This is a genomic window from Arcticibacterium sp. (genome assembly GCF_055134445.1).
Genome location: NZ_JBSRVI010000099.1, coordinates 34,132 through 57,175, shown reverse-complemented (window position 1 = coordinate 57,175; position 23,044 = coordinate 34,132). Strand labels below are relative to the sequence as shown.

At 37.0% G+C, this 23,044-nt stretch carries 17 protein-coding genes and 2 pseudogenes; 9 read left to right on the top strand and 10 right to left on the bottom strand.

Annotated elements, in window-relative coordinates; genetic code table 11:
• Both ACTBZY_RS13060 and ACTBZY_RS13055 read left to right on the top strand, forming a co-directional pair.
• Nucleotides 1-429, top strand: a pseudogene (locus ACTBZY_RS13060) (ABC transporter ATP-binding protein); the annotation flags it as partial.
• A 23-nt stretch (nucleotides 430-452) separates the two neighbouring features.
• Nucleotides 453-4,079, top strand: coding sequence for an ABC transporter permease/M1 family aminopeptidase (locus ACTBZY_RS13055; RefSeq protein ID WP_463046775.1), 3,627 nt, complete (start codon nucleotides 453-455; stop codon nucleotides 4,077-4,079).
• A gap of 129 nt (nucleotides 4,080-4,208) precedes the next feature.
• Here the strand turns inward: ACTBZY_RS13055 and ACTBZY_RS13050 are convergent, their stop codons facing one another.
• Together ACTBZY_RS13050 and ACTBZY_RS13045 are read right to left on the bottom strand one after the other, a co-directional pair.
• The gene (locus tag ACTBZY_RS13050) at nucleotides 4,209-5,114 is read right to left on the bottom strand and encodes an alpha/beta hydrolase (RefSeq protein WP_463046774.1); all 906 of its coding nucleotides are present in this window, start codon (nucleotides 5,112-5,114) and stop codon (nucleotides 4,209-4,211) included.
• Nucleotides 5,115-5,258: 144 nt separating this feature from the next.
• Entirely contained in the window at nucleotides 5,259-6,026 is a 768-nt protein-coding gene (locus tag ACTBZY_RS13045) for a carbon-nitrogen hydrolase family protein (protein WP_463046773.1), read from the bottom strand.
• 197 nt (nucleotides 6,027-6,223) lie between these two features.
• On the opposite strand from ACTBZY_RS13045, the gene uvrB reads away from it, so the two are divergent.
• Nucleotides 6,224-8,245: an excinuclease ABC subunit UvrB gene (gene uvrB / locus ACTBZY_RS13040; RefSeq protein ID WP_463046772.1), complete on the top strand. Its 2,022-nt coding sequence runs from the start codon at nucleotides 6,224-6,226 to the stop codon at nucleotides 8,243-8,245.
• 85 nt (nucleotides 8,246-8,330) lie between these two features.
• On the opposite strand, the gene ACTBZY_RS13035 is transcribed toward uvrB, so the two are convergent.
• The 4 genes from ACTBZY_RS13035 to ACTBZY_RS13020 all read right to left on the bottom strand — a co-directional run bounded on the left by ACTBZY_RS13035 (nucleotide 8,331) and on the right by ACTBZY_RS13020 (nucleotide 11,579).
• Nucleotides 8,331-9,245 carry an OmpA/MotB family protein gene (locus ACTBZY_RS13035; RefSeq protein ID WP_463046771.1) on the bottom strand — a complete coding sequence of 305 codons (915 nt, stop codon included), beginning with the start codon at nucleotides 9,243-9,245 and terminating at the stop codon, nucleotides 8,331-8,333.
• Between the two features lie 172 nt (nucleotides 9,246-9,417).
• Nucleotides 9,418-10,098 (bottom strand): DUF2461 domain-containing protein, encoded by a 681-nt coding sequence (locus ACTBZY_RS13030; protein WP_463046770.1) that lies wholly within the window; start codon nucleotides 10,096-10,098, stop codon nucleotides 9,418-9,420.
• A gap of 21 nt (nucleotides 10,099-10,119) precedes the next feature.
• A complete protein-coding gene (locus ACTBZY_RS13025) occupies nucleotides 10,120-10,731 on the bottom strand; it encodes a MarC family protein (protein WP_463046769.1) in 612 nt (203 codons plus the stop codon).
• Nucleotides 10,732-10,946: 215 nt separating this feature from the next.
• Nucleotides 10,947-11,579 carry a peroxiredoxin gene (locus ACTBZY_RS13020; RefSeq protein ID WP_463046768.1) on the bottom strand — a complete coding sequence of 211 codons (633 nt, stop codon included), beginning with the start codon at nucleotides 11,577-11,579 and terminating at the stop codon, nucleotides 10,947-10,949.
• A gap of 551 nt (nucleotides 11,580-12,130) precedes the next feature.
• On the opposite strand from ACTBZY_RS13020, the gene ACTBZY_RS13015 reads away from it, so the two are divergent.
• Nucleotides 12,131-12,697 (top strand): thioredoxin family protein, encoded by a 567-nt coding sequence (locus ACTBZY_RS13015; protein WP_463046767.1) that lies wholly within the window; start codon nucleotides 12,131-12,133, stop codon nucleotides 12,695-12,697.
• Between the two features lies 1 nt (nucleotide 12,698).
• On the opposite strand, the gene ACTBZY_RS13010 is transcribed toward ACTBZY_RS13015, so the two are convergent.
• From ACTBZY_RS13010 to ACTBZY_RS13000, 3 genes are all read right to left on the bottom strand, one after another.
• Complete coding sequence (locus ACTBZY_RS13010) at nucleotides 12,699-13,895, bottom strand: porin (RefSeq protein ID WP_463046766.1); 1,197 nt, start codon at nucleotides 13,893-13,895, stop codon at nucleotides 12,699-12,701.
• Nucleotides 13,896-13,948: 53 nt separating this feature from the next.
• The gene (locus ACTBZY_RS13005; protein ID WP_463046765.1) at nucleotides 13,949-14,893 is read right to left on the bottom strand and encodes a hypothetical protein; all 945 of its coding nucleotides are present in this window, start codon (nucleotides 14,891-14,893) and stop codon (nucleotides 13,949-13,951) included.
• A gap of 421 nt (nucleotides 14,894-15,314) precedes the next feature.
• Nucleotides 15,315-16,724: an inorganic phosphate transporter gene (locus ACTBZY_RS13000; protein ID WP_463046764.1), complete on the bottom strand. Its 1,410-nt coding sequence runs from the start codon at nucleotides 16,722-16,724 to the stop codon at nucleotides 15,315-15,317.
• 201 nt (nucleotides 16,725-16,925) lie between these two features.
• Between ACTBZY_RS13000 and ispF the strand changes: the two genes are divergently transcribed.
• Together ispF and ACTBZY_RS12990 are read left to right on the top strand one after the other, a co-directional pair.
• Nucleotides 16,926-17,405, top strand: a complete 480-nt coding sequence (ispF, locus tag ACTBZY_RS12995; protein ID WP_463046763.1) for a 2-C-methyl-D-erythritol 2,4-cyclodiphosphate synthase — start codon at nucleotides 16,926-16,928, stop codon at nucleotides 17,403-17,405.
• Nucleotides 17,406-17,522: 117 nt separating this feature from the next.
• The gene (locus ACTBZY_RS12990; protein ID WP_463046762.1) at nucleotides 17,523-18,671 is read left to right on the top strand and encodes an amidohydrolase family protein; all 1,149 of its coding nucleotides are present in this window, start codon (nucleotides 17,523-17,525) and stop codon (nucleotides 18,669-18,671) included.
• 84 nt (nucleotides 18,672-18,755) lie between these two features.
• Here the strand turns inward: ACTBZY_RS12990 and ACTBZY_RS12985 are convergent.
• Nucleotides 18,756-19,214, bottom strand: a pseudogene (locus ACTBZY_RS12985) (transposase).
• A gap of 304 nt (nucleotides 19,215-19,518) precedes the next feature.
• On the opposite strand from ACTBZY_RS12985, the gene ACTBZY_RS12980 reads away from it, so the two are divergent.
• The 3 genes from ACTBZY_RS12980 (at nucleotide 19,519) to tpx (ending at nucleotide 22,992) form a co-directional block, all read left to right on the top strand.
• The gene (locus tag ACTBZY_RS12980) at nucleotides 19,519-21,003 is read left to right on the top strand and encodes a xylulokinase (RefSeq protein ID WP_463046761.1); all 1,485 of its coding nucleotides are present in this window, start codon (nucleotides 19,519-19,521) and stop codon (nucleotides 21,001-21,003) included.
• 119 nt (nucleotides 21,004-21,122) lie between these two features.
• Complete coding sequence (locus ACTBZY_RS12975) at nucleotides 21,123-22,400, top strand: DEAD/DEAH box helicase (RefSeq protein WP_463046760.1); 1,278 nt, start codon at nucleotides 21,123-21,125, stop codon at nucleotides 22,398-22,400.
• A gap of 91 nt (nucleotides 22,401-22,491) precedes the next feature.
• Entirely contained in the window at nucleotides 22,492-22,992 is a 501-nt protein-coding gene (gene tpx, locus ACTBZY_RS12970) for a thiol peroxidase (RefSeq protein ID WP_463046759.1), read from the top strand.
• The last annotated feature ends 52 nt before the right edge of the window (nucleotides 22,993-23,044 follow it).

Genomic DNA, 23,044 nt, shown 5'->3' with positions numbered 1-23,044 from the left:
CTATTGGCCAATCCTAAACTCATTATTGTAGATGAACCCACTGCTGGCTTAGACCCTGCTGAGCGAAATAGATTTCTGAACCTTTTATCAGAACTAGGCGAAAACACGATTGTGATTCTTTCCACACATATTGTGGATGATGTTAAAGAGCTCTGTTCTGATATGGCTATTTTCAATAAAGGCGAAATTTTATTTAAAGGAAGCCCTGAAGATGCTTTAAAAGACATAGAAGGAAAGATATGGGAGAAAAAAATCAATAAATCTGACTTGGTAGATCATAAGGCTAAATACCAAGTGATTTCTGAAAAACTGATCGCAGGAAATCCAGTTATCCATATTCTATCGGATACTAATCCAGAAGATGGTTTTGAAGCCGTAGAAGGTGATTTAGAAGATGTCTATTTCTCTAAGATTTTTGCCCAAAATTAATTCTAACCTAAAATTTACAGATCATGTTTAAAGAAATTTTAAGGTTCGAATTTGCTTACCGTAAGAAAAGACCCGCTACGTATCTCTATTTTGGAATACTCTTTCTTTTGTGTTTTGCTGCGGTTACATCAAAATATGTTACGATTGGTGGCATAGCTGGTGGCCAAATTAAAGAGAACAGCCCATATAATATAGCCTTCATGACGCTGATCATGACCTTCATTTTCACCTTTATTGCCTCCGCTATTATGGGCGTAGCTGTATTAAGAGATTTTGAACATAAAACGGAATCTTTGATGTTCAGCACTACCATGTCCAAATTCGACTACCTCATTGGTCGGTTTGCAGGCTCATTCCTTGTTATGTTGCTTATTTATAGTGCCATTTGGATAGCCTTTATGACCGGTTTTGGTATTGGAAAGCATTTGCCATGGGATCCTTCTTGGAAAGAAAAAGCCATGCTACCTTTTGATGCTTGGGCGTACTTCCAACCCTTTATCATTTGGGGATTCACCAATCTTTTCATTCAAGGAGCCATCTTTTTTGCCGCTGGAGCATTAAGCAGATCCACCGTAGTTATATATACACAAGGAATTATTCTTTTCGTCTTATATCAAATTTCAGACACGCTTTTAGAGGATATTGAGAACAAAAATTTGGCTTCCATGTTGGATCCTTTTGGTATTAGGGCATTCTCTATTTTTACAGAATATTGGACACCCTCAGAAAAAAATAGTCAGCTGGTTCCTTTGGCGGGTATGTTACTTTGGAATAGGATTCTATGGTGCGGCATTGCCGTTTTGATACTGGTAGGCACTTATTTTTCCTTCAGTTTTAATGTGGTGAGAAATAGCATTTTTAAGAAGAAATTGAAAGTAGATAAGTCGCCTAAAATCAAACCAGAGCTCGTGAATATTCCATTTGCGATTCAATATTTCGGTTTTGGAACACAATTAACCCAGCTTTGGCGGCAAACTATTTTCTATTTTAAAATGGTGATAAAGGAAGTGCCATTCTTGGCCATCCTACTTGTGGGAGTGGCTCAAACCATTATCAGTTCCTTCTATTTCGCCAAAATGTATGGTACGAGCTCTTACCCTATTACCGCCAACGTGATAAATATGCTGGATGAATTTGATCTGTTTTTTCTAATCATCATTGTTTTCTATTCAGGCGAGTTGATTTGGAAAGAAAGGGTGTCAAATTTTCATTTGATAGTGGATGCCACACCAACGCCCGACTGGGTGAATCTCACGGCGAAGTTTTTTGGTATGATGCTAATAAATATAGCAATGATGCTTCTCTTAATATTTATGGGTGTAGCTATTCAGGCAGCTCATGGATATTTCAATTTTGAGTTGTTATTATACTTTAAATCTATGTTTACTGGTACGTTAGCCTTTACAGTCCTGTATACCTTATTGTCGTTTTTCGTACAAGTGATGTCCAATAACAAGTTTGTTGGCTTTGCCATGATGTTCGTGTTTTTCTTAGTAACCTTCTTTTTGGGAGCAGCAGGTATTCAGCACCCATTATTGATATTTGGCAGTGGTGGGCTGGGGAGCTATTCGGACATGAATAAATTTGGGCATTTCCTAACATCCTTCTCTTGGATTAAACTGTATTGGTTAGGCTTAGTCATTTTCTTGTTTGTAGCTTCTGTCGTGCTATCGGTCAGAGGTTCTGAATCCATTATGAAAAGTAGGCTTAAAGTGGGAAAACTTCGTCTTACTAAACCTGTCCTTACATTGGGGATATTTGCGTTAATGGCCTTTGTATCCACAGGTTGTTATGTGTTTTATAACACCAATAAGGTTAATAAATACCTCTCAAGAGAAGATGAAGAGCAAATACAAGTAGATTACGAAAAGACCTTGTCAAAATATAAGAATAAGATTGGCCCTAAAATTACCGATGTCAATCTTAAGGTTGACATTTATCCAGAGCAAAGAAGTTTTGTGGCAGAAGGCTATTTTTGGCTGAAAAACAAGTCGGATAAACCGTTAGCTGAAATTCACATTCAAAATGACTTCCAGCATAACATGCAAATTGAATATTTAAAATTCAGCAAAGCAACTCAGGCGGATACCTCAAATGATAAGCTAGGCTATACTATTTATACCTTAGACCAGCCACTTGCCCCTAGCGATTCGGTGAAAATGTCTTTTAAAACCACCTATGAAAGTAAAGGTTTTGTAGCCAGAGGCTCAAACACCGATGTCGTTTTCAATGGCACCTTCTTTAATAATATGTATTTCCCCACATTGGGCTATTCCGAAAACTTTGAGATTAATGATGATGATACAAGAAGGAAATATAAATTACCTGAAAAGGAAAGAATGATGGAGCAAAATGACCCTATCGGACTTTCACAAAACCTTTTTGGTGATGACGCCGACTATATCAATTTTGAAATGGTAATTGGAACTAGTAAGAAACAAACGGCCATAGCTCCGGGTTATTTGGAAGAAAAATGGGAAGAGAATAATCGAAACTATTTCCATTATAAAATGGACGTACCGATGGTTAATTTTTATTCGATTGTGTCTGCCGAATACGAAGTAAAAAAGGATAAATGGAATGACGTAGACCTTGAAATTTATTATAATAAAGGTCACGAGTACAATTTGGACATTATGATGGCTTCCATGAAAGCGTCATTTAATTATTATTCAAAGAATTTCAGTCCATACCAGTTCCGACAAATGCGAATTATGGAATTTCCGAAGTATGCGGATTTTGCTCAGTCTTTCGCCAATACGGTACCTTTTTCTGAAGGGATAGGCTTTATCCAAAAAATAGCAGATCCAGAAAAAGACCTAGACATGCCTTTTTATGTGACTGCTCATGAGCTTGGTCATCAGTGGTGGGGGCATCAGGTTGCAGATGCCAAAGTAAAAGGCAATGCTATGCTTTCTGAAACCCAATCACAATACGCTGCTTTGATGGTCATGAAGAAGAAGGTAAAACCTGAAATGATGCAGAAATTCTTAAAATATGAGCTTGACAGCTACCTAAAAGGGCGTTCTATAGAAAGAAAGAAGGAACAACCCCTAAACATGGTGGAAGGTCAAGGATACATTCATTATAGAAAAGGCTCATTAGTGATGTTTGCCCTTCAAGATTATATTGGTGAAGAGAAAGTCAATTTAGCTCTTAGAAACTTCTTGACGGAATGGCAATATCCTGGACCAGATTCTAAAAACAAGCGTTATCCTACAAGTAATGATTTATTGAAATACATAAAGGCCGAAACCCCAGATTCTCTTCAATACATTATTCAAGATATGTTTGAAACCATTACGCTATTTGAAAACAAAACAGAAAAGGTAGAATACCGAGAGCTTAAAGACAAGACATTTGAAGTCACTATCAACACCATTTCAGAGAAATTTAGAGCCGATAGCTCTGGTAATGAAAAATCAATAAGTCTAAGCGATTGGATAGATGTGGGCGTTTTTGGAAAAGATGATAAAGGTGAAGAGAAGCTACTTTATCTTCAAAAGAGGAAATTCACCAAAAAGGAGAATACTTTTAAGCTTATCGTAAAAGAGAAACCAACCAAAGCAGGCATTGACCCAATTAACAAATTAATTGATCGTCATTCGGACGACAACACGAAATCAGCGGTTTTAATGGAGGGAGTATAGTTTTCAAACCAATATCGTACACAAGGAGTTAAATCTATTGCTAATAAATGGTTTCACTTTCCTATTTAGTTTAAGAAAAGAGTTCAGTCATAGCATGGCTGAACTCTTTAAGTTTTAAATACTTGATTCCTACTTCGCACTTTCCACTACTTCCTCCGATATAAAAAACTGCTCACCAGCTAATACCTTATTCATAAAGTTTAAAAGCACCTCTTGCTTGCGATAAAAGTACCATCCCGCGAACTCGTGCTTTCCGCCAACAAAAGCTTGCAACTGAGCACTTACGTCCAGTGACTTCAAGTGCTGGTAAATAGGTTGAGAACCAAAAAGCATCATCCAACCCACTGTCTCTGGCCCGCAGTAATGATGAGACGCAGTAACAAAAGGCACTACATTATCTACGTTTCCATGAAAGAACAAAGTCGGCATGGCGGTTTCTTTGGTAATAAGGTTGAGATCAATGATGGCTCCAGCACCAGAAATCATGCCCTTATATTTAAAATCACTAGACAAAGAATTACCATGAAGGCTCATCTTTGCTCTGTCAAGATATGCGGCATGGAGCACCGCTTCTCCGCCAGCACTACTTCCAGAAATAAAGACCTTGCTTTTGTCAAAACCTATTTCATCTGCCTTTTCCAACAAGAAAGCGGTTGCTTCCCAAAGTTCACTAGCGGCTAAACGCATCGCCATAATCTTGTCTTCCTGCGGTGTATCACAGCCAAAACCCTTTCCTTTTCTTGAAAGTGTATAAGTGATGGTGGCATAAGCCACATTGTTCTTTGATAAATATCTGCCAAAGGCGTGTCCTGCTGTTCTATTTCCGCCAGAAAAACCACCGCCGTGAACAAATATCATTAAAGGGACGTCTTTGACCGACTTATCGTGAGGTAAAAAAAGGTCTAATTGTAGACTGGCAGTATCACCTTGTAGATAAGTTAAGGTTTTAAAATCCTGTGATTTTGATGATAAAGCGACAAAAAATAGGCTTAGAAAAAAGAGCGTTTTAAGATTAGAGTTTTTCTTAGAAATCATGTTCATTTGAAAGAGGGTTGATTAAACTCCAATTTAACATTTACGCTCAAACTTATCTTTCCTAAACGAGCTAAACTGCCACTTTTGTCTTCAACAAGTCGACATCCTTCACTTTAGAGCAGAAGAAGCAACTTCCATTTCCTTTCAAAGTTCCACCTCCAAAACAGTTATATCCCTATCCCTGTCTTTAGAAATGTGTAGTAATTTGGTGCTTTTGGAATAAGCCACACTCTGGCCACCGTAGGTTAGACCTTTCCAAGGACCTTTTGAGATTTGCCCAACCAAATCTGTTCCTATTACAGGGCAATTTAGTTTCATTGATACATTCTTAACCACGGCGTGTAATTCCTTACCATGCTCTGGCCATTGTTCCACTTTTGCTGCCCAACCATAAGGTATCAACATTAAATCTGGCTTTAAATCAGCCATTTCCATCAACAAATCTTCCTCAAAAGTATCTGCACAAATCATCACACCAATTTTCCCAAATTTAGTTTGTACAGCCTGAACACCTTTTCCTTTACTATATGGAGGCTCCATCAGTTCCGATAATATATTATTCTTTCTATGTTTTAACAGTATTTCACCTTTCTCACTTATTAAAATGGCACTATCATAGAGTTTTTCGCCCTCTTTCTCCCCTAAGCCAATACACAAATAAACGCCATACTTTTTCGCCAATTTGGCTAAATAATCAGAATCTTCTCCGGGAATAGGTTTCGATAATGAATGTGCATCAGGATTCACCCATCCCACTAAGGACATTTCAGGAAATAGTATAATTTCAGCTCCGCCATTCTTCGACTCGATGATGGCATTTTCAATTCTCTTCAGATTTCCACTTTTATCACTATCCAAACAAAAAATCTGAGCCAAAGCTACCTTAACAGTTTTTTGAGCATATGTATCCATTGATATCAAGGTCAAAGTGAACACTAGAAAATAAAATAACTTCATAAGTTTAAAATCCCTTTTTTCCATATCACTAATATAAAGATATGTGCATAAGTATTTAAAGCTAATTGACTTGAAGCAAATAGTAAAAATTTGAACTATACTGTAAGAAGGAATTGTTTGGTCTATATTGCAAAGCAAGAAAGCTATAAGAAATGAACTTCAAACTTACGTCTGATTTTAAGCCTACGGGAGACCAGCCACAAGCCATTGAAAAATTGGTTAAAGGTCTAAATACAGGAGAGCAAGACCAAGTGCTTTTAGGGGTAACCGGCTCTGGCAAGACCTTTACCATAGCCAATGTCATAAAACAAATTAACAGACCTACTTTAATACTTAGTCATAATAAAACTTTGGCGGCACAGCTGTATGGGGAATTCTTACACTTTTTCCCTGAAAACAAAGTAGAATATTTCGTGTCCTACTATGACTACTACCAACCGGAGGCATTTATAGCTACAACGGGAACTTACATTGAGAAAGACCTTCAGATAAATCAAGAAATTGAAAAACTCCGACTAAAAACGGTTTCTTCATTGATGTCTGGTAGACGTGATATTGTGGTGGTAGCTTCTGTTTCTTGCATTTATGGTGCAGGTAATCCTTCAGAATATAAAAAGAGTGTCGTTCACATAAAAAAAGGCGAAGAAATTAGTCGCAATAAATTTTTACATAGTCTGGTAGATATCCTTTACTCTAGAACGGAACTAGAGTTTGGTAGAGGAACTTTCAGGGTAAAGGGAGACACTGTTGATATTTTCCCGGGTTATGCAGACTATGCCTATAGAATCCTTTACTGGGGAGATGAAATTGAAGAAATTCAAATGATTGACCCAGAAAATGGCAAGAAGATGGATGATCTTTCTGAGCTTATTATTTATCCTGCCAACTTATTTGTGACAGGTAAAGATGTCATGCAAGATTCTATCAAACAGATTCAGGATGACATGATGAAGCAGATCAAGTATTTTGAGGAAGAAGGCAGACCTCATGAAGCAGAAAGAATTCAAGAAAGAACCGAGTTTGACCTTGAAATGATGCGTGAGTTAGGCTATTGCAGCGGTATTGAAAACTATTCTAGGTATTTTGATAAACGTGAGCCTGGTCAAAGACCTTTCTGCCTTTTCGATTATTTCCCCGAGGATTTCCTATTGGTAGTGGATGAAAGTCATGCCACCTTACCTCAAATAAGAGCCATGTATGGTGGTGACCGTTCTAGGAAGGTCTCTTTGGTAGAAAACGGTTTCAGACTGCCTTCTGCCATGGATAATAGACCCCTAAAATTCCCAGAGTTTGAAGAGTTAATAGGACAGTCTATTTATGTGTCTGCCACACCTGCCGACTACGAAATCAACAAATCAGACGGAGTCATCATTGAACAAATCATTAGACCTACGGGACTTTTAGACCCTGAAATAGATGTTAGACCAAGTTTAAATCAAATTGACAACCTGCTTGATGAAATTGACATTAGAATCAAGCGAGAAGAAAGAGTACTGGTGACCACCCTTACTAAAAGGATGGCAGAAGAGCTCAGTAAATATTTTGACAAAGTGGGTATTAAATGCCGCTACATTCACTCCGAGGTCAAGACCTTAGACCGCGTAGAAATTTTAAGAGAATTAAGATTGGGCGTTTTTGATGTGTTGGTGGGAGTAAACCTTTTAAGAGAGGGGCTTGATTTGCCTGAGGTCTCCTTAGTGGCTATTATGGATGCTGACAAAGAGGGATTCTTGAGAGACATTCGTTCTTTGATTCAGACCATTGGTCGTGCCGCCAGAAACTCAAATGGTAAAGTGATTATGTACGCCGACAAGATCACGAAGTCTATGGCACAGGCCATTGATGAAACTGGTAGACGTAGGGCTCTACAAATAGAATATAATGAGGCACATGGAATCACGCCTACTACCATATTAAAGAGCAAAGAAGCCATTATGGGTCAAACCTCTATTGCAGACACTAAACCAATTAACAGAGGCTACTATGTGGAGCCGGAGACCTTTAATATAGCCGCAGACCCACTTACTGCATTCTTAAGCAAACCTCAGCTTACAAAACTGATGGGGGAAGCTCAGCGGAAAATGGAAAATGCTGCCAAAGACCTCGACTTTTTACAAGCAGCCAGATACAGAGATGAAATGAAGCAGCTAGAAGCTAAATTAGCAGAGGTATAAATCATAATTAAATTTTATGGAAGAGATAAAACCAAAAAAAAGAGGTGCCGTTTGGCACCTCTTTTAGTATCTCATCATCTGATGATTATTTTCCAGCTAAATCTGGATTTAATAAGTCATAGAATTGCTCAATCTTAGGCATTAAGATAATTCTTGTTCTTCTGTTAGTAGATCTACCTTCTTTAGTTGAGTTATTAGCGATAGCATTATACTCACCTCTACCAGCAGCAATCAACTTATCAGGGTCAATTCCAAAGTTCTTTTGAAGAACTCTAACTACAGAAGTAGCTCTTTTTACACTTAAATCCCAGTTATCTTCGATACAGTCTGTATTGATAGACTGGTCATCTGTATAACCTTCAACCATAACTTCAAGCTCTGGTCTAGATTTGATGATTTTAGCAATTTTACCTAACACATCATTAGCTTTAGCAGTAATTCTAGAGCTTCCGCTTCTGTAAAGCATTTTGTCAGAAAGGTTAATCATAACCACTGTTCTGTCCACTTTAATCTCAACATCTTCGTCTTCGATGTCAACATCAAGAGATTTTGTTAAATTAATCGCCAAGGCAAGATTCATAGAATCCGCTTTGTTTTTTGCATTTCTAAGTAAGTTGATATACTTATCTCTCTGCTCTAGCTGAGCCAAAGTTTTGTCAATATTATCAGCTGCTGCTTTCGATAAAACAGTCAAACCTTCAACTTGTTGCATTTGCTGATTACGAGAAGACTGAAGATCTGAAACTTGACCTCTTAGGTCAGCAATTTGTTCTTCACGAAGTTTGGCAGTGTTAGATGCACTGGCTCTTTCGTTGGCTAAATCGTTTTCTGCTTTTGTTAAATCTTGTTTGTATTTTAAAAGGTCGTCGCTGCAACTTTGAAGAGAGCTTTGAGATTGAGCTAATTCAGATTGTAGACCAGTAAATTTCTTCTTACTTACACAAGATGTGAATGCAGCAGATGCCATAAGAATCACCGCAATACGAGTTGTTAATTTCATTTTTTATCAGAGTTTTTTTGGTTAAATTTTACGAATATTGACACAAACTTAAGCAAAAGAGGATGGCATTACCAAGTTATTATAAGCCATACCGCATCTTTTTTGATAAATAATAGACATAAGGTACTATTCTGATCCAAATTAGTTGTCTTTTGCTCTTAAAATAGCTTTTCTAAGTCAATTCTATCTCGATTCCGTTCAGGTTTGTCGTTAAAAAATCAGTCATTATATCTAAATAAGGTCTCATTTCAGAATAAACTCCAGAAGCTATTTGAGAGAAATCTTTTGATAGCACCTCCTTGTCTGTAAACCCGTGCATTAACACGAACTGTTTATGTCTTAAAAGGTCTATAGCTTCATGATCTTTTGCAAAACCCTTGGGTGCACTTTTCAATTGATCCCCTTTTACTTCTCCAAAATACGCCAAGAAGTCTGGAGCGTTAATTATTTCCCTGTACGCTTCGCTTTCTTGACTTAGATGCTCTCTTATCAATTTTAAATCTTCTTTCTCTGGCCCCCAAAACCCACCAGCTATAAAGGATTTATTCCCAGGTCTAAGATGAAAGTAATAACTACCTCTTCTTTGGGCCGTTGCTCTTTTTATTCTACCACTCCAATTATTCTTATATGGAATCTTCTCTTTTGAGAATCTTACATCCCTATATATTCTATGTAAAGATTTCTTACCAGAGTTAGTTTCTAAAACATCATGCTTACCCACTTCCAATAACAGCTCATCTGCAAAAGCGATAACACCACTTAAAGCAGTTTCATAGTCCGCCCTATATTCGGCAAACCACTCTCTATTATTATGCTCAGCCAAACGGGCTATAAAATCTAAAGACTGTTTCATGTCCATTGAAAAAAAATAATATTAAACCATTTTGAAAAAGTCTCTTAGACCACTAAGAATACTTTGAACAGCATAGGAGGCCAAAATAAGACCCATTATTTTACTAATAACTGTAATTCCATACTCCCCTACTTTCTCCTGAACGATGTTGGCACCCAAAAGTAGCAAACATGTTAAACCCACGACAACAGCCACAAGAACGGTAAAAATAAGCTGCTGCTGGAAATTATAAATATGATTATCAGTCATTAATACCACCGCCATGATAGCACCAGGAGATGCAATAGACGGAATGGCCACAGGAAAAATAGTGACGTGTTTATAATCCTTTATGAGATGCTTTTCCATTTGGGGTTTACCATCACCAAAAATCATAGTTAACGCAAATAGAAATAAGATAACACCCCCAGAAATTTGAAAAGCATCCAAGGAAACGGCCATACCCTCTAAAATTAACTGACCTATGACAATGAAAAAGACTAAAATAAAGAATGCTATGACCGAAGCACGTAAAGCCACCTTCTTTTTATACTTAATATCAAACTGCTTAGTGGCCTCCAGATAAACAGGAACAGATCCCAGAGGGTCTATTACGGCTATTAGAAAAAAAATGGTTGCAAAAATGTCGGACATAGAAAAATATTTTTTGGTTTCTCACTTAGTTTTTAACGGCATACATTATAAGAATAAAAACAGTAATTAAAAGCCAATGAACGCATTTTCTCTCAATTGAAATTTTCTACAGTCCATCAAATACCTTAATACCAGAAAAATAAAACTTCGTAGCCAAAAAAACAAAAGCCGCTTAGTGATTCTCACTAAGCGGCTCAATATCCCTTATCTTAAAATTAGGCGTTGGCAGATAGATACTCAGAAACACTTTCGTGACTTTCCTTTAAAGTATCTTCTCCAGATTGCCAGTTTGCTGGACAAACTTCACCATATTTCTGGCTAAACTGCCAAGCGTCAATGGTTCTCAATTCCTCATCAACACTTCTTCCTATTGGGAAATAATTAACGACTTCATGACGTACGATACCTTCTTTATCTATTAAAAAAGTACCTCTGAATGCTACAGGCTCACCCACAAAAGTTAACTGGCCGTTAGCATCTTTCTCATAAGAACCACCTAAAACGCCAAAGTTGCTAGCGATGGTTTTATCGGTATCTGCAATAATTGGATATGTAACACCTTGTATGCCACCTTGCTTTTTTGGTGTACGTAACCAAGCCAAATGCGACTGCTCCGTATCTGTAGAACATCCTACTACTACAACTCCTCTTTTTTCAAACTCTTCTAATTTGTTCTGAAAAGCAATTAGCTCCGTAGGACAAACAAAAGTAAAGTCCATTGGGTAGAAGAATAATAAAACTTCATTTTTCCCTATATATTTCTCTAAAGAAAATTTCTCATCTAAAGTGTAACCTTCTATAGCCGCAACTGCTGTAAAATTTGGTGCTTTCTTTCCTACTAATGACATATTCGATTTATCTTTTTTTCGTGTTTACAAAGTTACGTTTCAAACCCTTTTCACTGCAAAGTTTTGAGCGACTTTCAGCCTTAAAAACAAAAATCAAATAGAACTATTCTAAGATTGATTTTTACACAAAAAAGAACTTAGGACTTAAGCAATTTTAAATATTAAAATTACCCGATCGCTAAAATAAGCTTCTTTGAGATTTCGAATAGTAATTAATGAATATCACAAACGAGATTTAATAATTCATAGCATAAAAGTAACCGTAAAACAGGCTGACAAATCCCAACCCAAATTAAACTATTTCAAGAACTCAAAAGACCTACTGAGCCTTTACTTATTCAAAAATCGAATGATAACCAAGAAGCAACGATAACAGTCTTATCGGGACTTTTAAATAAACAGCTCATGGATTTTAACCTCAAAATTGACATGAATCATATAATTCACTTTATTTAGAGCCTGTTTTAAAGTATAAAACACATATTTGAGAGAATAATTGGAATGCTTTTTGCGTTTTCACGTTAGTAATAAGCATCATAAAAAAAGTATACATGTTTAATAAAACCTATCTAGCACTTATTTCTACCTTTTTAATACTGGTCTCAACTTCCTTTAACTCGGACGATAGAAAACAAGTTGCTTCTGAGATTAACTGGATGAGTATGGAAGAGGCTTATGCCGCAGCTCAGCAGAACCCTAAAAAAGTTTTAATAGACGTATATACAGACTGGTGCGGTTGGTGTAAAGTGATGGACAAAAAAACTTTCACAAATGCAGAAGTTGTGAAATACGTGAACGAGAACTTCTATGCCGTTAAACTGAATGCAGAAACGAAAAGTAGTATTACCATAGGCGGTACTACTTATGAATATAATGAGCAAAACAGAGCTAACGATATAGCTGTGGCTCTTTTACAAGGAAAGATGAGTTTCCCGAGTATCGTTTATTTGGATGAACAGTTCAATATGATACAGCCAATTCCTGGTTATATGGAAGCAAGAGCTTTTCATGAAGTCATCACATTTATTGGCGAAGACTACCACAAAAAGGAGACTTTCGATGATTACAAAGCCAATACTTACAAAACCGTTTTTAAGACTGCTTTAGTAAGTTTGTAAATTAATAATTTACTTGAAGCTGTAGCCTCAAAGTATTACCTTTTACATTGTAATCTGGTCTGATAGCATCTTCAAAAGTTCGATTTGATATCATATAAAGAGCTACTATTTCCAAGTATCTTTTATACTGCCATTCTACGCCTATTTCGGTATCTTTTACTAAGTATGAACGGGCATCAATTTCAAATTTCTTACCGCCATCGTAATATTGATATTTTACAAAGGGAGTGAAATTATGATGTTCTGTCTGTATTCTGTACATCAATTGAGCGTAGCCGCCCTTTAGGCTCTGCAGTTCCGTTTTCATGGTGGCAGGGTTAAATTCTGGACCTTTCCCTATATTATACTCTGCTTGAAAGCCAAAAGGCTGTGGATGATAAACAAAAGATGCTGCTATCCTCTCATCTTTCCACAAGTCTGTATTAGACAGATTATTATCACTTAGCGAAATACTATACTTACCCTTATACGCTTGAATACCTGCTTCTATCATCTGTCCATTGGTCAGCTGAAAAGGGTAAGACAATCTAGTAAAAGCGTGAAGATTATCATTCTTTTCTATTTTCCCAGGACCCTGTCCATTAACCAAGCCAAAGGCAAACATGCCGAAATCACCTGAACCTTTGTTCCAGCCACTAGTGAGCATTGCTAAACGTTCACGTACTTTCACAGGAGCATAATAAAATGTTATACCCATATCTCTCTCATTACTAACCGCAGAATTCAAGGCATCATTTCTGTCCAACGTCAATCTATTACTGGAAGATTGCATATTTTCAAAGCCATAAGGTAGCTTGCTCTGACCTATTCTGAATCTATATTTTCTTTCATCATCAATAGCCAAATCGAAATAGGCATCCTTTAAACTTAACATATGCTGAAGCGAGTTACCGGCAGATGTAGCCATATCTACCTGGATATAAGCATACATCTTTTCATTGATATTTCCATCTAATTTGAGCCTGGCTCTTCTCAGGAAAAAGCCCTTTCCAGCTCCCAATGATTTATCGCATTGCTCGCATTCTAGGTTCTCATTGGTCTCAAATAGTCTATTATATCTTAACTGGGTATAACCTCCAAACCTAAACCTTTCATACCAATTTGCTCCGATATGCTCTACTTTTTGCGAAAAAGCATGTGTGTGACACAATGCAAAAAAAAGAGCCATCAATTTGATGGCTCTAAAAAAAATCTTCATTCTATTCTTGATTCAAATAATGCCTTGAATCGTATAAGTACTCTTAAAGAGAATTAGTTCCTTGATGCTATATAATTAACAGCTAGGGCTATAACTACCGACACCGTCATACCTAAAACCAACTTACCAAAATCGTTTCTAATAATTGGGAATAACTTTTTCATTTTTCTATGTTTAGAAAGAGTCGTTATGGCCATTTCTCTACCACTTAAAAGGCCTATAAATACCCACGTAGTAGACATCGGTATAGAGTTAATTTCTTTAAAGAAGAATAGTATGGCGGCATAAACGAAGTCTATGATAGTTGCAGACCTTACGTATTTAGTGTTTGTCTTACTTAAAACGATGTTTTGAATTTTACCCCCACCTTCTCTAAAAATGAAAAAGATAACACTGGTAAAGAATACTAAAATAAGCACAAGCTGAAGAGCTGTAATCTGACGCGGCAAGAATACCGAAATATTGGCGACATCATGTGTTAACCAGCTCCACCATAAAAACCCAGTAGACACCCACTGTAATCTCACCCATAAATCCTTGTTTTTCCCTCGGATACTGGCCTTTTCATCTAAAACCTTAGAAATAGCAATCCAAAAAACATAAGCCGTAACTGCTGCCAAACCATACCCAATGATAGACTTAATCAGCATAGATTCTAAAACAACGGAAGAAGCAAAAGTTGCTAAAATTAAAAATGAGGTAGAAACCGGAATACCTATTCTAGTTAAAAATATCAATACCACAGGAGCAATTCCATGGTACCAGTGCACCTCTATATATGGTATTTTCTCTAGTCTACCGTAGGAGATATCTCCATTATTAGCAAACCAGCTATACGAAACCGTTAAAATTAAACCCACAGCAGCAAAAGACGCAAGATAATACCATGGCATCTTCTTGTTTGAAGACATCCAAGTTCCTAAAGTTTGAATTGAGTCGTTTGCGATTACCGAATAAGAAGCTAGAAGGAAGAAAAAAATTGATAAGAACTGATCCATTACTTATAATTTTATTTGGAGATATGTATTGTTATATAGTGGACAAACCGCTCCTTATTTTAAGTTTGAGATATCAAATTTCACTTCTCTAACCTTCAAAAATCCCGCATTTAATAGATAAATAGTCACAAATGCTACAAACTAAATATCTTGCTGGAAAAGCTTATTCCTTCACTCTTATTAATTATTGTGCCGCAAAAGTCCGTAATAAAAAAAACTAGCTGGCACTTTCCAATATTAATAAATTGTTAAGTTTAGCAAAATGGCGACTTAAGCGAGCCCAAAAAGACACACAAACCTTCTACTTGAAGGGACATAAGACCATGACATAAACAAGCCTTACTTTGATGTATTGAAACCCCAATGGCAGAAAGCAGGAAACCAACCGAAAAATAGACTTTCAGATGGTTTCAAAACACTATCAACCAAAAGCCCATCGAAATAGAAGAAATAAAGAAGCCGATAAAAGAATCGAAACAGGCAATGTTAGCACCCAGGCCAATGCAATAGATTTTACCGTTCCAGATTGCAAATTCTTTATTCCCTTATTTGCCACCATAGAACCTGCAATACCTGAAGAAAGTGTATGCGTAGTGCTTACGGGCATTCCAAACCCAGTGGCCAAACCAATGGTTATGGCTGCCACGAGCTCCGCAGAAGCTCCTTGGGCATAGGTCAAATGAGTTTTACCAATTTTTTCTCCTACCGTAACAACAATTCTTTTCCAACCAATCATAGTTCCTAATCCTAAGGAAATTGATATGAGCAGAATCACCCATAAAGGTGCGTAGTCTGTTGCTTTACGGATTCCCTTTTCTTCTTTAGTAGCAAGGAGTGCTAGTTCCTTTTTATCCTTGTTGCTTAAGTTAATATTTTCAGATTGCAGCAATTTTTTGGCATTGCTAGAAATACTGAGAATAGCCCCTCTAATTTCAAGTTTATTTACATTTTCATCTGTAAAGGCATTTTGTAATACCAGGGTATTCGTTTGAATCGTATTAATCTGTGTTTTTTCTGAATTTCCTAAACCCAGCGTATCAATTTTAGAAACAATGGCATCAATGGAATTAACTTCAGGTTCCAATTTTTGAAAATCCTTTATGGATGTAACCCCATAAATGGAAGGCAGAATCCCTATGAGTATAAGCATGATAAGACCAATGCCTTTTTGACCATCATTTTTACCATGGAAAAAACTGACTAAAGTACATGTTCCTATAAGAATTAACCTTATCCAAGTGGGAGGCAAAGCTCCTTTTTTGGGCTCAGAGAAAACAATCTTTTGTAGCTTTTTATTTATAGCATTCTTCAATAAAAACATTAAGGCAATAGCCATGGAAAAGCCCAATAGTGGAGCTAGTAAGAGTCCTGTAAAGACACTTTGAGCCTTTTCCCAATTTACCGCAGCCAAACCAAGAGTATTATCTGGCAATAAGGCATAACCTAAACCTACTCCTAAGATAGCCCCAATTAATGTATGGGAACTAGAAGAAGGTAATCCTAAATACCAAGTTCCAAAATTCCAAATAATGGCCGAAATCAACATGGCCATAACCATAGCAATACTATGGTATATATTTTGGTCAATTAATAATTCTACAGGAAGTAAATAAATGATACTGATACCAACGCCTACTCCACCAGTAATAACCCCTAAAAAATTCATAAAACCCGACCAAATAACAGCATGGTTTGGTTTAAGTGAGTTGGTATAAATTACGGTAGCTACAGCATTAGCGGTATCATGAAATCCATTGATAAATTCAAAAAGGCATGCAAAGAGCAATGCAACAACCAAAACGGCTAACAAGCCGATTTCAATTCCAAACATGTTTTTAATATTTGACCATTTCAGAAAATTATTAACAGCGATAATGTTCGAAATTGATCCATCAAAAGTCATTATAAATCGGGAATATAATCTCAAACCAATATTAAAAAATTGTAAAGCTTTATTACTTTGCCTACTTCTAAAGGAAACTGATAATTGAACTTATTGTTTTCTTAATTTTGGAACCAATCAAAAGAAACAATGAATATAAAAATAGGACACGGCTACGATGTACATGAACTAGCCCTTGGATACGAATTGACTTTAGGAGGTGTTAAAATACCGCATACCGTGGGTTCAATGGGGCATTCTGATGCCGACGTATTACTGCATGCCATTTGCGACGCCCTTTTAGGAGCACTTTCTTTGGGAGACATAGGATTGCATTTTAAAAACACAGACCCCAGATGGAAAGGAGCCGATAGTAAAATATTTCTTGACGAAATCAACTGCATGATCAATGAGAAAGGATGGGTAGTCGGAAATATTGATTCTACACTTATTCTACAAGAACCGAAAATTGGAAAATATGTCCCTAGTATGAAAAAAGCCATTGCAGAATGTCTGAAGATTGACGAGGACTGTGTGAGCATAAAAGCAACTACGGCAGAAAATATGGGTTTCGTGGGCAGAAAAGAAGGCTTAGAAGCTCATGCCGTTTGCTTATTATTTAAAAAATAGCCCCTTTGGACTATAAAATTTGCCTTTTGAAACAGTTTGAAGTATAATCTTCCTTTTAACAATGCAATGAACGTAAAGCGAATGTTACCTTTATAACAATTCAATTAAAAACCTTTTATGATTAAAAGTAAATTTCTTCTAGGACTAGGTCTCTTAATTTCTTCCGCTTCTTTTAGCCAGCAGATTGCCATAGGTGAAGGAGCCAATGGAGAAATATCTTTTGAAGAATATACCCCAAAGTCGACCTTAGTGGTGGAGCATCATGTACCCACTACGGCCAAATTTCCTTTTATAGATATCCATAATCATCAGTATGGCATGGACACCAAAGCTAAACTGGACGACATCGTACATGACATGGATAGCCTTAATATGAAGGTGATGATTAACCTAAGCGGAAGAGGTTGGTCCAGAGACATTAATGAATCTACAAAGATCTTAGAAGGCTATGTAAAAGCAGTTAATGACAATTACCCAGAGCGATTTATCATTTTCACTAATATAGATTTCAATGGCATTAGCGAACCTGGCTGGACAGAAAGGGCCGTAAAATTGTTAGAAGAGGATGTCAAGCTTCGTGGAGCTGGTGGATTAAAAATTTTTAAAAGCTTAGGCTTTAATGTAACCAATGCCGATGGTTCTGTAGTGGCTGTTAATGATAAACGTATTGATCCTGTATGGGAAATGGCGGGTAAACTGGGTATACCTGTTTTGATTCATACCGCCGAACCTGCTTCTTTCTGGAATCCACTAAACAGATACAATGAAAGATGGTTAGAGCTCAAAACACATCCTCGTAGAGCAAGAAATACAGAGAAAGGTGATTATTCTTTTGAAGAACTTATTGAGCAACAACATGACGTTTTTGCAAAGCATCCAAACACCACGTTTATCAATGCTCACATGGGTTGGTACGCCAATGACCTTCAAAAACTAGACAGCTTAATGTTAGCTCTCCCAAATACTTATGTGGAAATAGGAGCTGTAATAGCAGAACTTGGTCGTCAGCCTAGAGCTGCCAATAGCTTTTTCACAAAATGGCAAGACAGAGTTCTTTTTGGAAAAGACTCTTGGAAACCGGAGGAATACGAAACGTATTTCCGTGTTTTAGAAACTAAAGATGAATATTTTGAATATCATAAAAAATACCACGCCTTCTGGCCAATGTATGGAATTGGTCTTTCAGATGAGGTTTTGAAGAAATTGTATTATAAAAATGCATTGAAGATACTGCCGGGAATTGATAAGCGTATGTTTCCGAATTAGGACAAAAGCAAGCATGATAAGAATGCCTTTGAAAGTAAAATTCAAGGGTATTTTTTTTGAAATTTTCAATATGCTCGCTATTGGTTAAATCCCTTCAAACAAATAGGCATCTTTATAGTCGATCTCATGAGCCTTTAAAAATTGAATATATTCCTCTTTAAATGATTTCTTGCTATGATGCTCTTCTTGATTCTTTATATAATTAATATTTGTAGGTAGTTGAGATTGACCAATAGTAAAAGCCCAAAAGCCAGCTTACCATTCAAACTTACCTTTTACCAATAGTTTTTCATTTATCCATTTAGAGGAATTTGCTTTAATATCTCTAATAAGGTCAGATAGATTTACATTGGCCTAGGTTAAAAGAAGAATGTGAATATAGTCTGGCATGCCGTTAATAATTATTAACTAATGATGCTTGTTAGAAAAAATACCCGAGATATCTTTCATTTGCTCTTGTTTCCATGAAGATTGAATTAAGCTTTTTCTTCCTTTTACAGCAAAAATGATATGGAAGTATAATTGTGTGTATGTGTTAGCCATGAAATAAAAATAACATTATTATTCTAGATGTTTTCAACGATACAGTAAGGGTTAGAGTCATTAACGTTAATAACAAGCTCTAGCGGAGCGAAATTTTATTCGTCCTAAATAAATCGCCAACAATAACATGTCACCCCTCTGGGGTTTCAAAACTTTTAACATAAAATTACTATGAAAATACCACCCTATAGGGGCTTTTAATTGATTATAATAAGCTTTACTCAAATTAAGTGTATTATTGACAATTAAAATATTCCACTTTATTCTTAGCTTTGGGATTCAAACCTGTTAATTCAAAAGAAATATGTATTTATTAGGATTAGATATAGGCACCTCTTCTATCAAAGCTTCCGTGGTAGACGCCAACACAAAAAAAGTGGTGGCATCTGCTCAATACCCAGATTCAGAAACACCAATCTCTTCTCCTAAGGCAGGTTGGGCGGAGCAAGATCCTGAAATGTGGTGGGAGAATAGTCAAAAAGCCATTGAAAGGGTTATTGCCTCAGGAAAATTTAATCCATCTGAAATAGCATCTATCGGAATTTCCTATCAAATGCATGGTCTTGTTATCATAGATAAAAACAAGAAAGTGTTACGCCCGTCTATTATTTGGTGCGACAGCCGTGCCGTAGAAGTTGGAGAAAAAGCTTTTCAGAAAATTGGAGCAGAAAAAGCACTTAACCATCTTCTTAATTCACCGGGAAACTTTACGGCGTCAAAACTAGCTTGGGTTAAAGAGAACGAACCGGCTATTTACGAGCAATGCTATAAAATGATGCTGCCGGGTGATTATATTGGTATGATGCTCACCGACGAAATCACCACCTCTAACTCAGGATTATCAGAAGGCGTATTTTGGGACTTTTGTGACAACAAAGTCTCTGAGGATATTATGAATGCCTATGGCTTTAGCATGGATTTAATTCCCGCTATAAAACCGGTATTCTCTAATCATGGTGAGGTTACCTCTCAAATTGCGGGGCGTTTGGGTTTACCCGTAGGTATTCCTGTGGCCTATAAAGCAGGAGACCAGCCAAACAATGCTTTGTCATTAAACGTAGTCAACCCTGGCGAAATAGCGGCTACCGCAGGTACATCGGGAGTGGTTTATGCCGTGAGCGACCAAGTCTCTCATGACCCTAAGTCTAGAATAAATTCTTTTGCACACGTTAACCATCAGCTTGACGACCAAACAAGAATTGGGATTCTTTTATGTATCAATGGAACAGGAATTCTGAACTCGTGGGTAAAGCATAACATAGCCAAAGGACTTGACTATCCAGAAATGAATGCAGCAGCTTCCAAAGTAGCCATTGGCTCAAATGGACTTTCAGTATTGCCTTTTGGAAACGGTGCAGAAAGGATGTTAGAGAACAAACAAGTGGGTGCACAGTTTGTCAACTTGGATTTTAACCACCATACCGATGCCCATATTTACAGAGCGTCGCAAGAAGGAATTGCTTTCTCATTAAAATATGGTTTTGATATGATGCAAGCAAATGGTGTAGACCCAAAAGTGATTCGTGCCGGCCAAGCCAATATGTTTTTAAGTGACGTATTCTCTGAAACACTGGTAAACGCCACACAGACGCCCGTAGAACTTTATGACACCGACGGTTCCAAAGGTGCTGCTTTAGGTGGGGGTTTTGGAGCTGGCATTTTTAACTCGCTTTCAGAAACTATGGAGGGACTTACACTTCTAAAAACTATAGAACCTAAGGCCAAGCAAAAAGATGCTTTTGAAGAAGCGTACCAAAAATGGGTAAAAGCCTTAACTTTGTTCGTTTAAGGTTAAGCCGTGCCTAGTTGGGTGAAACATTTGATGCCAGATGAACGTGATTTTTAATTTTACACTAAACATCTGGCATTAACTTTAATAGGGTTAACCATACTTCTGAAAGCAAACAAATGAAATTCTCCCAATATAATATATCCGATGAAATCAAGAAGAGCCTTGAGCAGCTAGATTTCAAAAAACCTACCGACATCCAGTATAAGGCCATACCTCCTATTTTAAAAGGAGAAGATGTGCTAGCTATAGCTCAGACCGGAACTGGTAAAACTGCGGCTTTCGCTATTCCTATCATCCATCTGATTAACGAAAGAAAAAAGAGATCTAAAACGAAGGGTATCAAATGTTTGGTAATGGCTCCTACCCATGAGCTTGCCATTCAGATAAACCAAGTTTTTCAAAGCATAGGGAAATATTCAAGAATAAAGACTTTTGCCCTTTTTGGCGGTACAGACCAAGCACCTCAGATTGAAAAACTGACTTCTGGGATAGATATTTTGGTCACCACGCCAGGAAGAATGTTCGACTTAAGAAGTCAAGGACATTTAGATTTGAGCACTGTGGACATATTGGTTTTGGATGAAGCCGATCACATGTTGGATTTAGGTTTTATAGATGACATTAGAGATGTCATTCGATTCCTTCCTTTAAATAGGCAAACCCTCTTTTTCTCAGCCACCATCAACGAGAAAATCAAAAAACTGGCTTACTCGCTGGTTAGAAATGCCATAAGGATTCAGGTTTCGCCTAAAGACCCTGTTTCTAAAAATATTGTTCATTCGCTAATGATGGTAGAAATGGACGACAAACGCTTTTTCCTAGAGCGAATCATCAAAGAAAATCCGGAGAAAAAGATGATTGTCTTTGTTAGAACGAAAGTACGAGCGGAAAGGGTCATGCTCGCCATGGAAAGAGTAGGACTGGCTTCAGAAACCATTCATAGTGGCAAAGAACACAGCGAGCGTAAAGATGTGATGCACCATTTCCATAAAGGAGACAATAAAGTCTTGATAGCGACAGATGTCAGTGCCAGAGGTATTGACATTCCTAATGTGGATTTGGTTATTAATTATGATCTGCCAGATGTAGCAGAAAACTACGTTCACAGAGTAGGAAGAACAGGAAGAGGCATGAATAAAGGCCAAGCGGTAGCTTTTTGTGCAACAGAAGAAATGAAATATCTTACTGAAATAGAAGCGTATCTTGGTGGCCCGATTGAGGTTATTAAGCTGGCAAAAGACGAATACAAAGAGACGTTAGACTTTACTAAAAATGAGTCCAATACCACCTGGAAAGACATTCAAAAAGAAATGCAGATGGCGGAAGAGCTTAGTGCCAAACACCATAAGAAAAAGAATAAAGAGAAGCTAAAGAAGGCAAAAAAGAAAAAGTAATTCCTTTAAAAATTAAAGAACTTTTCAGAAACTTCGAACTCGCAACTGTCGTATCTGTGTTTTAAGAAAAATATAAAACCAATCAATAAAAATGGCTGAAATAACATTAAAAGGAAATCCTATACATACCAATGGCAACTTACCCCAAATAGGCGAACAGGCAAAAAACTTTGAATTAATAGCTCAGGATATGTCAAGAACTAATCTTGATAAATATAAAGGTTCTAGAGTCGTATTAAATGTATTCCCAAGTTTAGATACGGGTATATGTGGTACTTCTGTAAGAGAGTTTAACAAAGTGGCTGCTGACCTTAAAAACACTAAAATACTTTGTATTTCTAGAGATACGCCAATGGCTCAAGGTCGTTTTTGTGGAGCAGAAGGCATCGAAAACGTGGAAACACTCTCTGACCTTGCAAATGGAAGTTTCGGTAAAGATTATGGCCTTCAAATAGTAGATGGTCCATTAAAAGATTTCAACAGTAGAGTAGTTATAGTACTAGACGAAAACCATAAAGTGATCTATACAGAGCAAGTTCCTGAAATAGCACAGGAGCCAAACTACGAAGCTGCTTTAAAAGTATTGGCGTAGTAACTGTCTAACACTAACATCGTAAAGCACGCTAGTTTCGCTAGTGTGCTTT

Coding starts and splice junctions, on each gene's coding strand:
- uvrB (WP_463046772.1), top strand. CDS start 6,224: ATGAACTTCAAACTTACGTCTGATTTTAAGCCTACGGGAGACCAGCCA.
- ACTBZY_RS13025 (WP_463046769.1), bottom strand. CDS start 10,731: ATGTCCGACATTTTTGCAACCATTTTTTTTCTAATAGCCGTAATAGAC.
- ACTBZY_RS13010 (WP_463046766.1), bottom strand. CDS start 13,895: ATGAAGATTTTTTTTAGAGCCATCAAATTGATGGCTCTTTTTTTTGCA.
- ACTBZY_RS13035 (WP_463046771.1), bottom strand. CDS start 9,245: ATGAAATTAACAACTCGTATTGCGGTGATTCTTATGGCATCTGCTGCA.
- ACTBZY_RS13020 (WP_463046768.1), bottom strand. CDS start 11,579: ATGTCATTAGTAGGAAAGAAAGCACCAAATTTTACAGCAGTTGCGGCT.
- tpx (WP_463046759.1), top strand. CDS start 22,492: ATGGCTGAAATAACATTAAAAGGAAATCCTATACATACCAATGGCAAC.
- ispF (WP_463046763.1), top strand. CDS start 16,926: ATGAATATAAAAATAGGACACGGCTACGATGTACATGAACTAGCCCTT.
- ACTBZY_RS13005 (WP_463046765.1), bottom strand. CDS start 14,893: ATGGATCAGTTCTTATCAATTTTTTTCTTCCTTCTAGCTTCTTATTCG.
- ACTBZY_RS13050 (WP_463046774.1), bottom strand. CDS start 5,114: ATGATTTCTAAGAAAAACTCTAATCTTAAAACGCTCTTTTTTCTAAGC.
- ACTBZY_RS13030 (WP_463046770.1), bottom strand. CDS start 10,098: ATGAAACAGTCTTTAGATTTTATAGCCCGTTTGGCTGAGCATAATAAT.
- ACTBZY_RS13015 (WP_463046767.1), top strand. CDS start 12,131: ATGTTTAATAAAACCTATCTAGCACTTATTTCTACCTTTTTAATACTG.
- ACTBZY_RS12990 (WP_463046762.1), top strand. CDS start 17,523: ATGATTAAAAGTAAATTTCTTCTAGGACTAGGTCTCTTAATTTCTTCC.
- ACTBZY_RS12975 (WP_463046760.1), top strand. CDS start 21,123: ATGAAATTCTCCCAATATAATATATCCGATGAAATCAAGAAGAGCCTT.
- ACTBZY_RS12980 (WP_463046761.1), top strand. CDS start 19,519: ATGTATTTATTAGGATTAGATATAGGCACCTCTTCTATCAAAGCTTCC.
- ACTBZY_RS13045 (WP_463046773.1), bottom strand. CDS start 6,026: ATGGATACATATGCTCAAAAAACTGTTAAGGTAGCTTTGGCTCAGATT.
- ACTBZY_RS13055 (WP_463046775.1), top strand. CDS start 453: ATGTTTAAAGAAATTTTAAGGTTCGAATTTGCTTACCGTAAGAAAAGA.
- ACTBZY_RS13000 (WP_463046764.1), bottom strand. CDS start 16,724: ATGTTTGGAATTGAAATCGGCTTGTTAGCCGTTTTGGTTGTTGCATTG.